The 16,594-nt window shown below is 67.9% G+C and carries 15 protein-coding genes; 8 read left to right on the forward strand and 7 right to left on the reverse strand.

Going from position 1 to position 16,594, the window contains the following annotated elements:
• Window positions 1-7 precede the first annotated feature (7 nt).
• Window positions 8-2,641 (reverse strand): leucine--tRNA ligase, encoded by a 2,634-nt coding sequence (leuS, locus tag IB230_RS05450; RefSeq protein WP_192269727.1) that lies wholly within the window; start codon window positions 2,639-2,641, stop codon window positions 8-10.
• Window positions 2,642-2,747: 106 nt separating this feature from the next.
• Between leuS and IB230_RS05455 the strand changes: the two genes are divergently transcribed.
• The gene (locus tag IB230_RS05455) at window positions 2,748-4,043 is read left to right on the forward strand and encodes an amidohydrolase family protein (protein ID WP_192269730.1); all 1,296 of its coding nucleotides are present in this window, start codon (window positions 2,748-2,750) and stop codon (window positions 4,041-4,043) included.
• Between the two features lie 12 nt (window positions 4,044-4,055).
• Here the strand turns inward: IB230_RS05455 and IB230_RS05460 are convergent, their stop codons facing one another.
• From IB230_RS05460 to IB230_RS05475, 4 genes are all read right to left on the reverse strand, one after another.
• Window positions 4,056-4,652, reverse strand: a complete 597-nt coding sequence (locus IB230_RS05460; RefSeq protein WP_192269733.1) for a DUF998 domain-containing protein — start codon at window positions 4,650-4,652, stop codon at window positions 4,056-4,058.
• A 30-nt stretch (window positions 4,653-4,682) separates the two neighbouring features.
• Entirely contained in the window at window positions 4,683-5,273 is a 591-nt protein-coding gene (locus IB230_RS05465; protein WP_192269736.1) for a DUF4410 domain-containing protein, read from the reverse strand.
• A 74-nt stretch (window positions 5,274-5,347) separates the two neighbouring features.
• Entirely contained in the window at window positions 5,348-5,566 is a 219-nt protein-coding gene (locus tag IB230_RS05470; RefSeq protein ID WP_192269739.1) for a helix-turn-helix transcriptional regulator, read from the reverse strand.
• Window positions 5,563-6,192 (reverse strand): hypothetical protein, encoded by a 630-nt coding sequence (locus IB230_RS05475; protein WP_192269742.1) that lies wholly within the window; start codon window positions 6,190-6,192, stop codon window positions 5,563-5,565. Before IB230_RS05475 ends, IB230_RS05470 begins: the two co-directional genes overlap by 4 nt.
• A gap of 139 nt (window positions 6,193-6,331) precedes the next feature.
• Between IB230_RS05475 and trxA the strand changes: the two genes are divergently transcribed.
• Both trxA and IB230_RS05485 read left to right on the forward strand, forming a co-directional pair.
• Complete coding sequence (trxA, locus tag IB230_RS05480; protein WP_192269745.1) at window positions 6,332-7,186, forward strand: thioredoxin; 855 nt, start codon at window positions 6,332-6,334, stop codon at window positions 7,184-7,186.
• 41 nt (window positions 7,187-7,227) lie between these two features.
• Window positions 7,228-7,689 carry a DUF4442 domain-containing protein gene (locus IB230_RS05485; protein WP_192269748.1) on the forward strand — a complete coding sequence of 154 codons (462 nt, stop codon included), beginning with the start codon at window positions 7,228-7,230 and terminating at the stop codon, window positions 7,687-7,689.
• Here IB230_RS05485 and IB230_RS05490 read toward each other — a convergent pair whose 3' ends face one another.
• The gene (locus tag IB230_RS05490; RefSeq protein WP_192269751.1) at window positions 7,690-9,006 is read right to left on the reverse strand and encodes a hypothetical protein; all 1,317 of its coding nucleotides are present in this window, start codon (window positions 9,004-9,006) and stop codon (window positions 7,690-7,692) included. It lies immediately after the preceding gene.
• A 72-nt stretch (window positions 9,007-9,078) separates the two neighbouring features.
• On the opposite strand from IB230_RS05490, the gene IB230_RS05495 reads away from it, so the two are divergent.
• The 5 genes from IB230_RS05495 to IB230_RS05515 all read left to right on the forward strand — a co-directional run bounded on the left by IB230_RS05495 (window position 9,079) and on the right by IB230_RS05515 (window position 15,101).
• On the forward strand, window positions 9,079-9,750 hold the full coding sequence (locus IB230_RS05495) for a DUF502 domain-containing protein (RefSeq protein WP_192269754.1): 672 nt from the start codon (window positions 9,079-9,081) through the stop codon (window positions 9,748-9,750).
• Between the two features lie 3 nt (window positions 9,751-9,753).
• A complete protein-coding gene (locus IB230_RS05500) occupies window positions 9,754-10,530 on the forward strand; it encodes a queuosine precursor transporter (RefSeq protein ID WP_192269757.1) in 777 nt (258 codons plus the stop codon).
• A gap of 75 nt (window positions 10,531-10,605) precedes the next feature.
• Window positions 10,606-11,622, forward strand: coding sequence for a serine hydrolase domain-containing protein (locus tag IB230_RS05505; RefSeq protein WP_225589210.1), 1,017 nt, complete (start codon window positions 10,606-10,608; stop codon window positions 11,620-11,622).
• A gap of 171 nt (window positions 11,623-11,793) precedes the next feature.
• Window positions 11,794-13,395 (forward strand): FecR domain-containing protein, encoded by a 1,602-nt coding sequence (locus IB230_RS05510; protein ID WP_192269763.1) that lies wholly within the window; start codon window positions 11,794-11,796, stop codon window positions 13,393-13,395.
• Window positions 13,392-15,101 (forward strand): CHASE2 domain-containing protein, encoded by a 1,710-nt coding sequence (locus IB230_RS05515; protein ID WP_192269781.1) that lies wholly within the window; start codon window positions 13,392-13,394, stop codon window positions 15,099-15,101. Before IB230_RS05510 ends, IB230_RS05515 begins: the two co-directional genes overlap by 4 nt.
• A 15-nt stretch (window positions 15,102-15,116) precedes the next feature.
• Here IB230_RS05515 and IB230_RS05520 read toward each other — a convergent pair whose 3' ends face one another.
• The gene (locus tag IB230_RS05520; protein ID WP_192269784.1) at window positions 15,117-16,490 is read right to left on the reverse strand and encodes an MBL fold metallo-hydrolase; all 1,374 of its coding nucleotides are present in this window, start codon (window positions 16,488-16,490) and stop codon (window positions 15,117-15,119) included.
• Window positions 16,491-16,594 lie beyond the last annotated feature (104 nt).

Genomic DNA, 16,594 nt, shown 5'->3' on the forward strand with positions numbered 1-16,594 from the left:
CGTCCCCTTATCCCGCCACGATGTTGACGATCTTGCCCGGCACCACGATGACCTTGCGGATCGCCAGGCCCTCGAGGAACTTGGCGGTGTTGGGCTCCGCCTTGGCCAGCGCCTCCACCTGGTCACGCGGCGCATCCGCGCCCACCTCGATGGTGCCGCGCAGCTTGCCGTTGACCTGCACGGCCAGCGTCACCGAATCGCGTACCAGTGCATCGGCGTCCGACTGCGGGAACGCCACGTCCTCCAGCAGCGCCTCGTCATGCCCCAACGCTTGCCACAGCGTGTGGCTGGCATGCGGGGTAATCGGATTGAGCAACAGCACCGCAGCCTCAAGTGCCTCCTGGCGCACGGCGCGTCCTTGCGGCGAGGCATCGTCGAACTTGCCCAGCGTGTTGGACAGTTCCATCACCGCGGCGATGGCGGTATTGAAGCTGTGGCGCTTGCCATAGTCGTTGCCGACCTTGTCGATGGTCTCGTGCGTCTTGCGGCGCACGGCCTTCTGGTCCGCGGTCAGCACCGCAGCCTCGAGCGTCTCGACGGCGCCGTCGGCGGCATGCTTCTGTACCTGCGTCCACAGGCGGCGCAGGAAACGCGCCATGCCTTCCACGCCTGCCTCGTTCCACTCCAGCGACTGTTCCGGCGGCGCGGCGAACATCGAGAACAGGCGCACGGTGTCGGCGCCGAACTTGTCGACCATCGACTGCGGGTCGACGCCGTTGTTCTTCGACTTCGACATCTTCTCGACCGGGCCGATCTTCACCGGCTGGCCGTCGGCCTTCAGCGTGGCACCGACCACGCGCGCCTTGTCGTCGCGCTGGATCTCGACGTCGACCGGATTGATCCAGTCCTTCGAGCCGTCGGCATTGTCGCGGTAGAACGTCTCGGCGATCACCATGCCCTGGGTCAGCAGGTTGGTGGCCGGCTCGTCGCTGTCCACCATGCGCGCGTCGCGCAACAGCTTGTGATAGAAGCGGAAATACATCAGGTGCAGGATGGCGTGCTCGATGCCGCCGATGTACTGGTCGACCGGCAGCCAGTAGTTGCCGCGCTTGTCGACCATGTCCTTCGCGCCCGGCGAGGTATAGCGCGCGTAGTACCAGCTCGATTCCATGAAGGTGTCGAACGTGTCGGTCTCGCGCTCGGCAGCCGCGCCGCACTGCGGGCACTTGGTCTTGCGCCACTCGGGATCGGCCTTGATCGGCGACTTCACGCCGTCGAGGGTGACGTTCTCCGGCAGCACGACGGGCAGGTCCGAATCCGGCACCGGGACCGCACCACAGCTCTGGCAGTAGATCACCGGGATCGGGCAACCCCAGTAACGCTGGCGACTGACGCCCCAGTCGCGCAGGCGGTAGTTCACCCGGCGCTGGCCCTGGCCCTTGCGCTCGAAACGCTCGGCCAGCGCCTCGAAGGCGCCGCGGTAATCCAGCCCGTCGAACTCGCCCGAATTGACCAGTTCCAGGTCATCGCGCGCCTTGTCGCCATACCAGTCGCGCCAGGTGGTGGCGTCGTAGGTCTTCTCGTCGTCGTTCTTCGGCGCCTTCAGCGCGATGACCTGCTGGATCGGCAGCGCGTACTTGCTGGCGAACTCGAAATCGCGCTGGTCGTGGCCGGGGACGGCCATCACCGCGCCGGTGCCGTACCCCATCAGCACGAAGTTGGCGACCCACACCGGCACCTTGTCGCCGGTGATCGGATGCACGGCGCGCAGGCCGGTATCCATGCCGCGCTTTTCCTGCGTTTCCAGCTCCGCCTCGGACACGCCGCCGTGCTTCAGTTCCTCCAGGAACGCCGCCAACGCCGGGTTCGACGCGGCCGCCTTCAGCGCCAGCGGATGCTCGCCGGCGATCGACACGAAGGTCACGCCCATCAGCGTATCGGGACGGGTGGTGAACACCGTCAGCGGTTCGTGGCCTTCGACCGCGAATTGGATTTCCAGGCCTTCCGACCGGCCGATCCAGTTGCGCTGCATGGTCTTGACCGCGTCGGGCCAGCCCGGCAGGTCGTCCAGGCCGTCCAGCAGTTCCTGCGCGTAATCGGTGATGCGCAGGAACCACTGCGGGATCTCGCGCTTTTCGACCAGCGCGCCACTGCGCCAGCCGCGGCCGTCGATGACCTGCTCGTTGGCCAGCACGGTCTGGTCGACCGGGTCCCAGTTCACCACCGAGTTCTTGCGGTAGGCCAGGCCCTTGCGCAGCAGGCGGGTGAACATGCGCTGCTCGTGCACGTAGTAGTCGGGGCGGCAGGTGGCGAACTCGCGCGACCAATCGATGGCGTAGCCCAGCGATTTCAGCTGGCTGCGCATGTGCTCGATGTTGGCGTAGGTCCACTTGGCCGGCGCGGTCTTGTTCTTGATCGCCGCGTTCTCAGCCGGCAGACCGAACGCATCCCATCCCATCGGCTGCAGCACGTTGTGGCCGGTCATGCGCTTGTAGCGGCTGATCACGTCGCCGATGGTGTAGTTGCGCACGTGGCCCATGTGCAGCGCGCCGGACGGATACGGCAGCATCGACAGGCAGTAGAACTTGGGCTTGTCCGACTGCTCGTCGACCTCGAAGGCGCGCCGGGCCTCCCAGAAGGACTGGGCCTGGGATTCGACGGTTTTCGGATCGTAGGAAGCGGGTTCGGCGGCAATGGACATGGCGGTGTGCGACGGCGGCAACGGCAAAGCCGCCAAGGGTACCGCAGCGCACCATGACCCGCCACGCCAGCGGGTAGCATGGAGGGGTCGAAACCGGGGATCCCAGATGACCAAGACCTTGCTCGCCCTCGCCCTGGCCTCCATGGGCCTGCCCGCCACCGCGCAGACCGCCGCGCCGACCACGCTCGCCCTGCATTGCGACCAGCTGTTCGATGCCCGCAGCGGCAAGATCCTGGGTGAGCACACGGTGCTGGTCCGCGACGGCAGGATCGCCGAGGTCATTCCCGGCCGCGCCAAGCTGGCCGATGCCGAGTCCATCGTCCTGGCCGACCACACCTGCACGCCCGGCTGGACCGACCTGCACGTGCACCTGGGCAGCGAATCCAGCCCGCAGAGCTATTCGGAAGGCTTCCGTCTGGATCCGGTGGACTATGCCTTCCGCTCGGTGGGCTATGCCGAGAAGACCCTGATGGCCGGCTTCACCAGCGTGCGCGACCTGGGCGGCGAAGTGGCGCCGCACTTGCGCGACGCGGTCAACCAAGGCCTGGTGAAGGGCCCGCGCATCTTCGCCGCCGGCAAATCGATCGCCACCACCGGCGGCCACGCCGATCCGACCAATGGCTTCAACGACCGCCTGTCGCACCTCCTCGGCCCACCGGGCCCGACCGATGGCGTGATCAATTCGCCGGACGAAGCCCGCCAGGCGGTGCGCCAGCGTTACAAGGACGGCAGCGACGTCATCAAGATCACAGCCACCGGCGGCGTGCTGAGCTACGCCAAGTCCGGCGACGCGCCGCAGTTCGTCGTCGACGAAGTGAAGGCGATCGTCGACACCGCGCGCGACTACGGCTTCCGCGTCGCCGCGCACGCGCACGGCAAGGAAGGCATGAAGCGCGCCATCCTCGGCGGCGTGACCAGCATCGAACACGGCACGTACATGGACGACGAGATCATGCGGCTGATGAAGCAGCACGGTACCTGGTACGTGCCGACGATCTACGCCGGCCGTTTCGTAGCGGAGAAGGCCAAGATCGACGGCTACTTCCCGCCCGTGGTGCGCCCCAAGGCCCAGCGGATCGGCGCGCTGATCCAGGAGACCGCCGGCAATGCCTACCGCAATGGGGTGAAGATCGCCTTCGGCACCGACATGGGTGTGGGCCCGCACGGCGACAACGCGCGCGAGTTCGTCTACATGGTCGAAGCCGGCATTCCCGCCAATGTGGCACTGCAAGCCGCGACCATCCGTGCGGCGGAAGTGCTGGGCGTGGACGACCAGGGCGTGATCGAGGCCGGCAAGCGCGCCGACATCGTGGCCGTGCCGGGCGACCCGGTCGCCGACATCAATGCGGTGCTGAAGGTCGACTTCGTGATGAAGGACGGCAAGGTGTATCGCCGTCCGTAAGTCGCATTGAAGCTAGCCGTCGCCTCGCGCACCGAGCGAGGCGACGCACAGCCAGCCCAGCCAGCCGAGATAGCCCAGGCGCTGGGCGATGCCGGCCGGCATCAGTTCGACCGCCAGCAACGCGACGAACAGCACCAGCAGCGCTGCCACGACGCTGGTCCGCGCCAGCGGACGCCATTGAGGACGCCCGCGCAGACCCAGCGCGACCAGAAACGCACCCGGCACGAACGACACCCACCACAGCATCCACGCCGTGGCGTGCAGACTGCTGGCCGGATTGTCCAGATCCTCGGGATCCAGCGGCAGCAGCCCCATCGCCACGAAACCCAGCGCGGACAGCAGCGTCAGCTGCGCGCCGACGCGCAGCCGCCAGCCCGCGTCACCCGGCAGGCGGCGGCGCAGGTCCAACGTAGCCACGGCTGCAAGCACGCCAGCGAAGACGAAGCCCAGCAGGTTGAAGCCCAGCGCATTCGGCACGCCCTTGGCGCCCAGCACGGCGACCGGATGCGCGACCTGCGAATAGCCCAGCAATGCCAGGCCGAAACCGAGCAGCGCAGCCACGAACAGCAACGTGGCCGCGGGCCCAGCGAAGGAAAATAAGCGGCTCATGCGGCGTGATCCGGGCGCGACATTGCCACCTCAGTCCTGCTCCCAGCCCGTCGCACCACCTTGCGCCGTGGCGTGGTTGCCCTGCAGGTAGTCGCGCGCCAGCGAAGCGGTACGCACCAGCATCGTGTTATCGGCCGCGCCGAACGTCCACGCGCCCGCCATGCCTTTCGCATGCTGGTAGAACTCCGGCTCGGCGATCACGTTGCCGGTCGCTGAGTCGGTGAGCCTCAGCTTCACCAGCAGTTGCGAACTGCCCGCAAAGGCACCCGCCCAGAACCGCTTGCCGCCGCTGATGAAGCGGATCTTCTCGATCCGCGGCTCGATCACCAGCGTGCGCGGCGGCGTGTTCTTCGCCGCAAGCGCGTTCTGTTCGGCGACCCAGGCGCCCACGCGCTCGTCGAGGTTGCGCTGGAAGGCCACCAGCGCCTCCTTGTTGGCGGGATGCTCCGCGTAATCAGGTGCCAGCGTCGCCGGCTTCAGCTCGTAGCGGTCGAACTGGCCGAGCGCTTCGCTCGGCGGGGGGTTGGTGGTCGACGACGCGCGGATCTCATCCTTCGCCCACGCCGTTCCGGTCACGGCGGTCGCCAGCAACAGTCCCATCACGATGCGTCGCATTCCCATGATCCCTGTTCCTTCGTCGATGGCGCCGCTGCGCGCCGGGACCGCGACCCTAGCAGACCGGCATGGCGTCCGCGCTATGCCGGGTCTTCCCAGCGGAACACCGCTTCGATGCCCACGCCGAACGCACGCGCGATGCGGAACGCCAGTTCCAGCGATGGCGCATAGCGTCCCGCCTCCAGCGCGATGATGGTCTGACGCGTCACCCCGCAGGCATCGGCCAGCGCCTGCTGGGTCATCTCGCCACGCTCGAAACGCAGGCGGCGGATGTCGTTGGCGATCGGCGTGCCGGTCATCGACGGTCGCGCCAGTACATCACCGCGGTCGCCGCGTACTCGCACAGCCAGCCCCACATCAGCGCGAAGACCAGCAGGTTGGCGATCATGAAATGCGTCGCCCAGGCCAGGCGCTCGGCCGGCGAGAACGCCAGCATCACCGCAAGGCCGATCAGACAGAAGGGCAGTCCGCCACGGCCCCAGCCGGCCGCCTGCTTTTCGATCTCGCGGTCGCGCTCATCCTCCTGCACGCGTCCTTTCCAGCGCGCGCCCAGCACGCCGGTCAGGATGCTCCAGGCGACCAGCAGCAGGACCAGGTTGCGGCCGACGGCCTGGGCCGCCGGGTTGTTCCACGCCGGGCCATCGACGAATACGTGCGACTTGGCCAGGAAGTAGGCGGTCGCCACGGCCATGAAGGCCACGCCGACCCAGGCCTTCCACTCGCCCGGCGACACGCCACGCTCAGCCTCGCCGACCGGCGCGCGTGACACGGCATACATCGGGATCCACGCCACGGCCACCAGCAGGGCGGTACCCCACTTGCCCAGATCGATGCCTGCCAACGTGTCAGGCCCCGCCAGCAGCGCCCAGAACGCCAGCATCGCGCCGATCAGCAGCACCAGCCATCCACCCCGTTGCAGCGTCATCGTAGTCACCTAAGCCGGACAAAATGTAATGCATACATTACATTTCAACACCATGATGTCAAACCTTTTTTACATCACCTTGTATGCTGCCGCCCCCGACTCCATTTGAAGGCCACGTCCCACCCCCATGAGCCAGCCGATGAGCGACCTGCCCCACGTCTTCGACGCCACCACCGAGACCTTCGAGGACACCGTCCTGCGCAAGTCGCTGGAGGTGCCGGTACTGGTCGACTTCTGGGCGACGTGGTGCGGGCCATGCAAGACGCTGGGGCCGATCCTGGAAAAGCTGGCAGGCGAGTACAACGGTGCCTTCCTGCTGGCCAAGGTCGATGTCGACAAGGAACAGCAGATCGCGGCGGCCTTCCAGATCCGCTCGGTACCGACCGTCTTCCTGGTCAAGGGCGGACAGATCGTCGACGGCTTCCCCGGCGCGTTGCCGGAAGGCCAGCTGCGCGAGTTCCTGGCTTCGCATGGCGTGCAGCCGGCCGAAGCGGCCGATACCGCCGCCGAAGAGATCCCGCTCGATCCGCAGGCGCAGGTCGCAGCGCTGCGCGAGGCCATCGCGGCTGAGCCCGACAAGGAAGAACTGAAGCTGGACCTCGTGCTGGCCCTGCTGAAGACCGGCGAGGCACCCGAAGCCGAGCGTCTGCTCGACGCCCTGCCCGCCAACCTCGCCACCGACGATCGCGCGGTGAAGGCGCGCGCACGTCTGGGTTTCGCCGCAGCGCTGAAGGATGCGCCGGCACCCGATGCCCTGCGCGCTGCCATCGCCGCGAACGCCGACGACCTGCGGGCACGCCATCTACTCGGCGTGCACGCACTGGTCGCCGGCAACTCCGAAGCGGCGCTCGAACAGTTCCTGGAAATGCTCAAGCGCGATCGCGCTTACGAGGACGGACTGGCGCGCAAGAGCCTGATCGATGCCTTCCGGGTGATCGAGGACGAGGCGCTGGTCAGCCAGTACCGCAGGAAGATGTCCTCCCTGCTGTTCTGAACCGCGAAGACTCCCGTCATCACCGAACAAAGCAGTCCTGCATGAAACCCGGCACCCTGCGCCACATCTTCAACGTGTGGCCGCCCTTCCTGCTCAGCGGCATCCACGTCACCGAGATGGCCCCCGACTGGAGCTTCGCGCGCGTCGAGCTGCGCATGCGCCCCTGGAACCGCAACTACGTCGGCACGCATTTCGGCGGCAGCCTGTTCGCCATGACTGATCCGTTCTGGATGATCCTGGCCAAGGAGCGCCTGGGCGGCGAGTACTACGTCTGGGACAAGGCCGCCGAGATCGAATTCGTCAAGCCCGGCAAAGGCACGCTGCACGCCGAGTTTCGTCTGGACGAACGCGTGCTCGAGGAAATCCGCGCAGAGGCCGTCAACGGCGAGAAGCACCTGCGCTGGATGCCGGCGGATGTGTTCAACGCGCAGAACGAAGTGGTCGCCCGTGTGCGCAAGCAGATCTACGTGCGGCTGAAGCCCGAGGCACGCCGGCCGCGCTGATCACGGTGCCGGCGGGGGCAGCGTGAACACGAGGCCCTGCCTGTCGTTGAATAGGTCGATCTCCAGCCCGCTCCCGTCGGGACCGACACGGATCCCGCGCCCCCCCGGATGCGCGCGCTGCCATTCGTCGAGCCGCTCACCCAGCGGTCGCGCATCGTTGGCCTGCTCACGCAACGCCCGCCAGGCCGACACCGCACGCAGCCGGGCCTCCGTATCCTGGAAGCGCTCCGCATAGCCCGCCAGCGAAGGCGCGGCGATGTTGTCGAGAATGCAGCCGGTCGCGTTCGCGAGACAGGAGAACGTCCACCCTCCGGACACCGGTGCGTGCTTGCCGAGCGGCGTATCCGCGCGCAGGAGCGCATCGGCCTGCGAGCTGCAGAACCACGCGTGGCGACGCGCGCCGCGCGCCATCGTCTTGCGCTGGTCGAGGAAGAGGTCCGTCATGAGCCTTCGATGCCAGTGCGGCTCGCCGGCATTCAATGCACGGAAGCCCTCCATCAGGTAGCGTCCTTCGCCGATCATGGTGGGGCAGATGCCGGCGATCATCGCGCCATCCGCGTCGAATGCCGCAGCGCATTCGTGCGGCAAAGGGTAATCAGCGGGAAGGTTCGCCAGCATGTCGACGAACAGCGCTGCGGACGTATCCATCAGCGCCGTTCCCACTGCCCCGCCCACGAGCATGTCGCTGCTGGCCACCAGCTTGCGGGCGATCGACGCATTCCGACAGACGCCACGCAGGCCCTCCTCGCGATCTCCACGCGCAAACGCGTATGCGTACAGGGTCTGCATCTGGAACAGCGGGTTGTAGCCGGGCAGTGGCGTGTCCGGCCGTGCCGGAAACGGGCTACGGAAATAATCGTAGTCGTCCAGTGCAGCGACCCGCGCCGCGAGCGTCTTCCGGATCGCCACAGCTGGCACGAGGGCGTCCATGCGATCGCGGACATGTCGCAGGCACTGCGTCTCCCGGGCACTGCAGAGCGTATCGCTACCCGCCTCGGCATCGATCCGGGGATATGCATCGAGCGCGGAAGCAAGCGACGGTTCCGCGCCCGCTCCGGCCAGGATCGGCCGCGCCCGGAAGCTCTCGACCTCCAGGACCAGCAGGCGCTCGGCCTCTGCCACCGCAACGTCGTGCCGCAACGACCACAGCGCCGCAAACCCGTTGGGGCCTTCCATGGTACGGGGTGCCTCGACCAGGGCCAGCGCCTTGGCATCCTCCGCCGGGACCGGCATCAGCCGACTGACGGTGTACAGGGACACCGCGATCACCACCACACCGAAGGCCAGCAGACCGAACCACCTGAAGAAACCGCTCATTCCATTCCCCCTGCAACAGCGTCCTGCCGACGACTATATAGCCGTGACTGCGCGGCGGCCTACAATATCGCCATGCCCCCCGACCATCCCGCGCACCGCCCCTCGGTGCAGAAACTCTTCATCACCGGCCTGCTGACCCTGCTGCCGATCTGGCTGACCTGGGTCGTCATCAAGTTCGTCTTCGTGCTGCTGTCCGACATCAGCAAGCCGTGGGTGGAACCGCTGTCGCACCAGATCGCGGCCTCGTTCCCGCAATCGCTGGGCTGGTTCAATGGCCTGTGGGTGCAGAACACCATCGCGATGGTCGCCACGCTGTTCGTCATCGTCGCCGTCGGCGCGCTGACCCGGCGCGTGGTCGGGCAGCGGCTGCTGCGCTGGTTCGAGGCGCTGATCGCGCGCGTGCCGCTGGCCAACGTGATCTACACCAGCGCGCGCAAGCTGCTGGACATGCTGGAAACCAAGCCGGGCAGCACGCAGCGCGTGGTGCTGATCGACTTCCCGCATCGGGACATGAAATCGGTCGGTCTGGTGACGCGGGTGATCCGCGAGGAAGGCAGTGGCCGCGAGCTGGCCGCGGTCTACGTGCCGACCACGCCGAATCCCACGTCGGGCTATCTGGAAATCGTGCCGGTCGAACTGCTGACGCCGACCGACTGGACCGTCGACCAGGCCATGAGCTTCATCATTTCCGGCGGCGCCGTCGCGCCGGAGACCATGCCGTTCACGCGCGCCGGGGAGCGCTGAGCGATGCAGGCGCCGCGCACGCTGGACGATCGCGCGGTCCGCCTCTTCATCGTGCTGGCGGCGGTGTTCTGCGCGAACGCCGTGCTGGCCGAGTTCATCGGCGTCAAGATCTTCGCGCTGGAAGACACGCTGGGCATCGCGCCGCTGGCGTGGAACCTGTTCGGCCAGACCGGTTCGCTCAGCTTCACCGCCGGCACGCTGCTGTGGCCGTTCGTGTTCGTGCTGACCGACACGATCAATGAGTTCTTCGGCAAGCGCGGCGTGCGCTTCATCTCGTGGCTGGCGGTCGCGCTGATCGTCTACGGCTTCCTCTTCGCGTTCGCCGCCATCGCGCTGGCGCCGGCCGGCTGGTGGGTCGAGGCCGCGCAGGCGCAGGGCGTGCCGGATTACCAGAAGGCGTTCGCCGCGATCTTCGGCCAGGGCATGTGGACCATCGCCGGCTCGGTGGTGGCGTTTCTGGTTGGTCAGCTGATCGACGTGTCGGTGTTCCACCGCATCCGCAACGCCACCGGTGAGCGCTGGGTGTGGTTGCGCGCGACCGGCTCGACCGCGATCTCGCAACTGGTGGACAGCTTCGTGGTCATCTACATCGCCTTCGTGCTGGGGCCGCAGAAGTGGCCGACCTCGTTGTTCCTGGCGGTCAGCACGGTCAACTACGCCTACAAGATGCTGGCCGCGATCGCACTGATCCCGCTGTTGTACCTGATGCGCCACGGCATCCGCCGCTACCTCGGACACGAGCGCGAACGGCAACTGCGCGCCGAAGCCGCCATCGACTGATCGCGTGCGTTAGGCTGGACACCGCGACGCCGGGAGAACGCGATGAAAGCGGTCTGGCTATGGGGAGTCCTGCTGATGACCACAGGGGCAGCAAGCGCCGCCACGCGCGAGGCCACCATCGATGCGTGGATGCGCGATTACACCGGCGAGGTTCCCGGCGCCTCGGTGCTGGTACTCAAGGACGGCGCACCGGCGTTCCGGCGTAGCTATGGCATGGCTGACCTCGAAGCCGGCGTCGCCAGCTCGCCCACGACCAACTACCGCCTGGCGTCGGTCAGCAAGCAGTTCACCGCTGCCTGCCTGCTGTTGCTCGCAGAAGATGGCGCGCTGTCGGTCGACGATCCGCTGAAGCACTGGCTGCCGTCCCTGCCTGCGGCGGCGGACGGCGTCACGCTGCGCCACCTGCTCAGCCACACCTCCGGTCTGGTCGACTACGAAGACCTGATGCCGGCGCACGAGACACGACAGGTGCATGACGCCGACGTGCTGCAGCTGCTCGAACGCGAGGATCGTCTCTATTTCCCCGCCGGCAGCGCTTATCGATACAGCAACAGCGGCTACGCGCTATTGGCCCTGGTGGTCGAACGCGCCTCTGGCCAACGGTTCGCCGCATTCCTGCAGACCCGTATCTTCGCGCCGCTGGGCATGACGGCGACACAGGCACGCGAGGACGAAGGCCCGGCGGTGACGGATCGCGCGTTCGGCTACAGCCTCATCGATGGTCGCTGGCAGCGCACCGACCAGAGCACGACCAGTGCGGTGCTCGGGGATGGCGGCATCTACTCCTCGCTGGCAGACCTCGCGCTCTGGGATGCGGCGCTGTACGACGACCGTCTGCTGTCGGCGACCTCGCGCGCGGCGGCGTTCGCACCCGCCACCCCCACGACGGAATCCGACGTCGCGCATTACGGCTTCGGTTGGCGCCTGCAGGGCGCCATGCAATGGCATTCCGGCGAGAGCATCGGCTTCCGCAACGTGATGCTCCGGTTCCCGGCGCAGCGTCTGACCGTGATCGTGCTGAGCAACCGCAACGGCCCGGAGCCGTATCCGCTGGCACGGCGCATCGCCGCCCTGTGGGGTGGTGTGCCGTAAGCACGCCTACGGCTTAGTGTGAGGTGACGGAAAAACCACTCCTGACCGGCCAGTGCGGTCGATGGACCCGCTTATAATTGTGACCAGTTCGACATTTCGTACGGTCAGGCGCGGGAGCAGGCAATGCAGAGGCGGGCAATCCGGGGCAAAGGATGGCTGGGATGGGGGCTCGTGCTGCTGTTGCTGGCGTCGTGGTCGGCCCAGGCGCAGGAATGGGTCTATCGGGTGCGTCCCGGCGACACGCTGTGGGACGTGACCGGCGCCTACCTCAAGCCGTCGATCCCGTGGCAGCGGCTGCAGGAACACAACGGCATCGCCAATCCCTACCAGCTCCCTCCCGGCAGCACCCTGCGGATCCCGTTGCATTGGCTGGACTGCCAGCCAGCGAACGCGAAGGTCGTCGCGCTGCAGGGCGACGCCACCGCGCGCATGGCCAGCGGTCGCGATGCACCCGTGACGCCGGGGATGTCGCTGGCCAGCGGCGCGCGACTGAAGACCTCGCCGGAAGCCTCGCTGAGCCTGCAGTTCGCCGACGGTTCACGCCTGCTGCTGCTCGGCGACAGCGAGTTGCTGCTCGACCGCCTTACCCGTTTCGGCCGCTCCGGCATGGCTGATACCCGCCTGCGCCTGCAGCGCGGCAGGATAGGAAATGACGTGCGCCGTCTGAATGGCCCGGCCGCCAACTTCATCGTCGACACGCCGACCGCATCGTCCGCGGTACGCGGAACCAAGTTCCGCGTCGAAGCGGGCGATGCCCATTCGCAGACGGAAGTCCTGGAAGGCCGCGTGGCGGTGAACGCCCCGCGCCAACGTGGCGCGGTGCTGCGTCCGGGGTTCGGCGCCGTGGTGGCAGCGGGACAGTCGACCGTCTCGCCCGTCCGGCTGCTTCCCGCGCCCGACCTGTCGCGCATCGCCGCGCTGTCGCAGACGGCCAAACCCGACCTGGCTTGGCCCGCCGTGGAGGGTGCACACCAGTACCGCATCCAGGTGAGCGCACGACGCGCCTTCGACAGCCTGCGCGTGGACGCCGAGAGCGAAGCGCCGCGCTATGCCCTGCCCGCGTTGGAAGCAGGCCACTACTTCGTGCGCGTGCGCGCGATCGCCGCCAGCGGGCTCGAGGGACGCGATGCCGTCATCGAGCTCCGTATCGACGACCAGCCGGCGCCGCCGTATTCGATCGCGCCCGCGGCCGCCAGTGTCGTGCGCACGCCCGAGGTGGCCCTGAGCTGGACACAGGCGCCTGGCGCGGTGGCCTACGAGTACGAAGTCGCGGCGGACGCCGCAGGAACGGTCGCCGAAGCGCGCGTCGACGGCGCAAACAACGCACGCCTGCGCGAGCCGCTGCCTCCGGGCGAGTACCACTGGCGCATCCGCAGTGTGGACGGCGCCGGCAAGGCCGGCCCCTTCGGCGACCTCGTGGCGTTCACGGTGCGCCCCCTGGCCGAAGTCACCGAAATCGACGGTTCGGCCGCCACCTCGGGCAATGCCCGCGAGGTGACGTTCCGCTGGCCGGCAGGCCAGCCCGGCCAGCGCTACCGTTTCCAGATGTCGCGCACGCCGGACTTCAGTGCGCCGCAGGTCGACCAGGTCGTCGATGTCGCCCAGATCACCCTGCCCCGCCTGCGCTCCGGCACGTGGTATCTGCGCGCCCAGACCATCGATCTGGATGGGTTCGAAGGGCCTTTCCCTGCCCCGCAGGTGATCGAGGTCCCATGTCGCTGGTGCCGGATTGGCGCCGGAGCCGGCGCATTGCTCATACTGCTGGCCCTGTGAGCACCCCTGCGCCAGCGCCGAAGTGGAAGCCCCGCCTGCTGACGGCGGTGGGTGCGGCTGCCCTCGCGATCCTGGTGGCGCTGTCGGGCCTGACGGCCCCGCTCGATGCATGGATTTACGACCGGCTCGTGCTGGGCGCGGCAGCCGACGCCGATCCCCGCATCGTGGTGGTGGACGTCGACCAGAAGAGCCTGGCCGAACTCGGCCGCTGGCCGTGGTCGCGGCGCACGCATGCGCAGCTGGTGGATCGCTTGCGCCTGACCGAGGTGAAGGGCATCGCGTTCAACGTCCTGCTGTCGGAGCCCGCACTGTTCGATCCGGAAGGGGATGCGTTGCTGGCGCGCGCGATCAGCCGCAGCGGTCGGGTCGTGTTGCCGGTGCTGGCCGAACCCGTCCAGCTCAACAGCTCCACCGTGGAACTGATGCCGATCCCCGAGTTCGCCGCGTCCGCGGCCTCGCTGGGCCATGCCGAAATGGCGCTGGACGACGATGGCGTGGCGCGTAGCGCCTACCTGCGTGCCGGCCTCGGCTCGCCGCACTGGCCGGCGTTGGCGCTGGCACTGTTGCAGCTTGACCAACCCTCAGGCGTCGGCGCGCACCTGCCGGGCCGCCGCCTGGCGGCCACCGGCCTGGATCCGGTGTCACCCTTCGAATGGGTGCGCGACTATGAGGTGCTGGTCCCATTCACCTCGCCGCCCAACGCCTTCCGGCACGTCTCGTACACCGACGTCCTCAACCAGCGGATTCCCGCAGCGCTGCTGCGCGGCAACTGGATCATCGTAGGCGTCAGCGCCACCGGCATGGGGCCGTTGGCGCGCGCTCCGGGGCAATCTCCCACCACCAGCATGAGCGGCACCGACTACCAGGCCAACCTGCTCAACATGCTGCTGAAGCGCGCCGCCATCACGCCGATGTCCGAAGGTTGGCAGGCCGTGCTCGCCGCGCTGCTTTCCGCACTGCCCCTGTTGCTGTCGCTGCTGCCCGGGCTGCGGCGCATCTGGCGCCCGACGGTACTGACGATGGTGGGCACGCTGGTGCTCTCGGTGCTGTTGCTGCGCTACGGGCATGCCTGGTTCTCGCCGGTGCCGGCCCTGCTGGTGCTCGCCCTGGGTGCATCGCTGTGGGTGTACCGGCTACTGCGTCGCACCCACCACCAGGCACAGTCCGACGCGCTCACCGGACTGGCCAACCGCAACCGCTTCGACCACGCGCTGGACCACGAACTGCGTATCGCACGTCGCAGTGGCCAGCCGCTGTCGCTGCTGGTGATGGATATCGACCACTTCAAGCAGCTCAACGACACTCAGGGCCATGCCGCCGGCGACGCTGCGCTGAAGGCGCTGGGCCGCATCCTGCGCAGTCGCGCGCGGCGCCCGCGCGATCTGGTCGCCCGGCTGGGCGGCGATGAGTTCGCCGTCCTCCTCCCGGAGACGTCGGCGCAGGCGGCGGCGACCATCGCGACCACCATCCACGTGGACCTTGCCAACCATGGGCGCAAGCCGCACGGCGCGAACGCCAGCGCACCACCGCCCTTCACGGCCAGCGTCGGTATCCATACCTACGTGAGCGGCGATGATGCAGGGCCGGAAGACGTCTTCGACCGCGCCGACGCCGCTCTCTACCGCGCCAAGCAGGCCGGCCGCAACCGCAGCTTCAGCCACACCGGCGAACACGAGCCGGTCGGCACGCCCGTCCAGCGCATCTGATCGGCGCGGCTCCGCTCAGACATCGATGACCATTCCCGGCCGCGCGAGATCCACGGGTACGCCGTGGCGCTCGCCGACTTCGCCCGCCAGCGCTTCGCGCGCCCGGTCTTCGCCGTGTACCAGCACCAGCGGCGGTGCGGGCTGGAAGTTGCCGTACCACGCCAGCAGGCCTTGTTGATCGGTATGCGCGGATAGGCCGCCGACCGTGTGCCGCTGCGCGTTGACGCGGTAGTCGCGGCCATGGATGCGCACCCATTGCGCGCCATCCACCAGTCGCCGGCCCAGCGTGCCTTCGGCCTGGTAGCCGACGAACACGACATGCGCGTTGCGCCGCCCCAGGTTGTAGCGCAGGTGGTGCTGGATGCGCCCGCCGTTGGCCATGCCCGAGCCCGCGATGATGATGGCCCCGCCCTCGACCTGGTTGATCGCGGTCGACTGCTGGATCGTTTCCGCGATGTGCAGGTTGGGCAACCGGAACGGATTCGGCGACTGCGCCCATACGCGGCGCGCGTCCTCGTCGAACAGGCCATGGTGGCGCGCATACACGTTGATGACCTTCGCCGCCATCGGGCTGTCCAGGAAGATCCGCCAGCGCGCCAGCTTCCAGGCGTCCCAGTGGCGCGCGAACCAGTACAGCAGCTCCTGTGTGCGGCCGACCGCGAACGCCGGGATCAGCACGTTGCCGCGGTCGCGCCAGGCATGCTCGAAGATCGCGCCGAGTTCGCGGATCGTCTCCGGACGGTCGCGGTGGTTGCGGTCGCCGTAGGTCGATTCCATCAGCAGCAGGTCGGCCTGTTTCACCACCGCGGGATCGCGCAGGATCGGCGTGCCTTTCGGCCCGAGGTCGCCGGAAAACACCAGCTTGCGGCCATCGGCCCACAGCTCGACGATGGCCGAACCGAGGATGTGCCCGGCATCGCGCAGCGCGATGTCCACGCCGGGCAGGATCGTCGTGCGTTCGTCGTACGGTAGCGGACGCACTTGCTTGATCGTGGCATGCACGTCCTCGTCGGAGAACAGCGGCTGCGCTTCGGGCTCGCCACGACGGCGATGGCGGTTGGCGCGTTCGGCCTCGGATCCGGACAGCGAAGCCGCGTCGAACAGCATGATCGGCAGCAGTTCCGCGCTGGCGGCCTGGGTATGGATGGGACCGCGGAACCCGCGCTTGACCAGCAGCGGCAGGCGGCCGATGTGGTCGATGTGGGCATGGCTCAGCACCACGGCGTCGAGGGTGGCGGGATCGAACGGAAACGGTTCGGCGTTGCGCGCCTCGGCCTCCCGGCTGCCCTGGATCAGCCCGCAATCCAGCAGGATGCGCTTGCCGGCGGCCTCGACGAGGTGCATCGAACCGGTGACTTCGCCCGCCGCGCCATGGAAATGGACCTGCATGGGACCTCCCTCCTCTGCCGGGTGGCCAGTATGGCCGCTGAGGCCCCCGCGGGCATGACCTTCGACACACCTGCCCTCACAGTGACAGGCGTAGAGTCGCCGCC

Origin of the sequence: Pseudoxanthomonas sp. PXM01 (assembly GCF_014851815.1) — a bacterium.
Classification (GTDB): Bacteria; Pseudomonadota; Gammaproteobacteria; order Xanthomonadales; family Xanthomonadaceae; genus Pseudoxanthomonas_A.

Excerpts from the sequence above, each read along its gene's own strand:
- IB230_RS05520 (WP_192269784.1), bottom strand. The coding sequence starts at position 16,490 with ATGCAGGTCCATTTCCATGGCGCGGCGGGCGAAGTCACCGGTTCGATG.
- IB230_RS05460 (WP_192269733.1), bottom strand. The coding sequence starts at position 4,652 with ATGAGCCGCTTATTTTCCTTCGCTGGGCCCGCGGCCACGTTGCTGTTC.
- IB230_RS05495 (WP_192269754.1), top strand. The coding sequence starts at position 9,079 with ATGCCCCCCGACCATCCCGCGCACCGCCCCTCGGTGCAGAAACTCTTC.
- IB230_RS05475 (WP_192269742.1), bottom strand. The coding sequence starts at position 6,192 with ATGACGCTGCAACGGGGTGGATGGCTGGTGCTGCTGATCGGCGCGATG.
- IB230_RS05470 (WP_192269739.1), bottom strand. The coding sequence starts at position 5,566 with ATGACCGGCACGCCGATCGCCAACGACATCCGCCGCCTGCGTTTCGAG.
- IB230_RS05485 (WP_192269748.1), top strand. The coding sequence starts at position 7,228 with ATGAAACCCGGCACCCTGCGCCACATCTTCAACGTGTGGCCGCCCTTC.
- IB230_RS05500 (WP_192269757.1), top strand. The coding sequence starts at position 9,754 with ATGCAGGCGCCGCGCACGCTGGACGATCGCGCGGTCCGCCTCTTCATC.
- trxA (WP_192269745.1), top strand. The coding sequence starts at position 6,332 with ATGAGCGACCTGCCCCACGTCTTCGACGCCACCACCGAGACCTTCGAG.
- IB230_RS05465 (WP_192269736.1), bottom strand. The coding sequence starts at position 5,273 with ATGGGAATGCGACGCATCGTGATGGGACTGTTGCTGGCGACCGCCGTG.
- IB230_RS05455 (WP_192269730.1), top strand. The coding sequence starts at position 2,748 with ATGACCAAGACCTTGCTCGCCCTCGCCCTGGCCTCCATGGGCCTGCCC.
- IB230_RS05505 (WP_225589210.1), top strand. The coding sequence starts at position 10,606 with ATGACCACAGGGGCAGCAAGCGCCGCCACGCGCGAGGCCACCATCGAT.
- leuS (WP_192269727.1), bottom strand. The coding sequence starts at position 2,641 with ATGTCCATTGCCGCCGAACCCGCTTCCTACGATCCGAAAACCGTCGAA.
- IB230_RS05490 (WP_192269751.1), bottom strand. The coding sequence starts at position 9,006 with ATGAGCGGTTTCTTCAGGTGGTTCGGTCTGCTGGCCTTCGGTGTGGTG.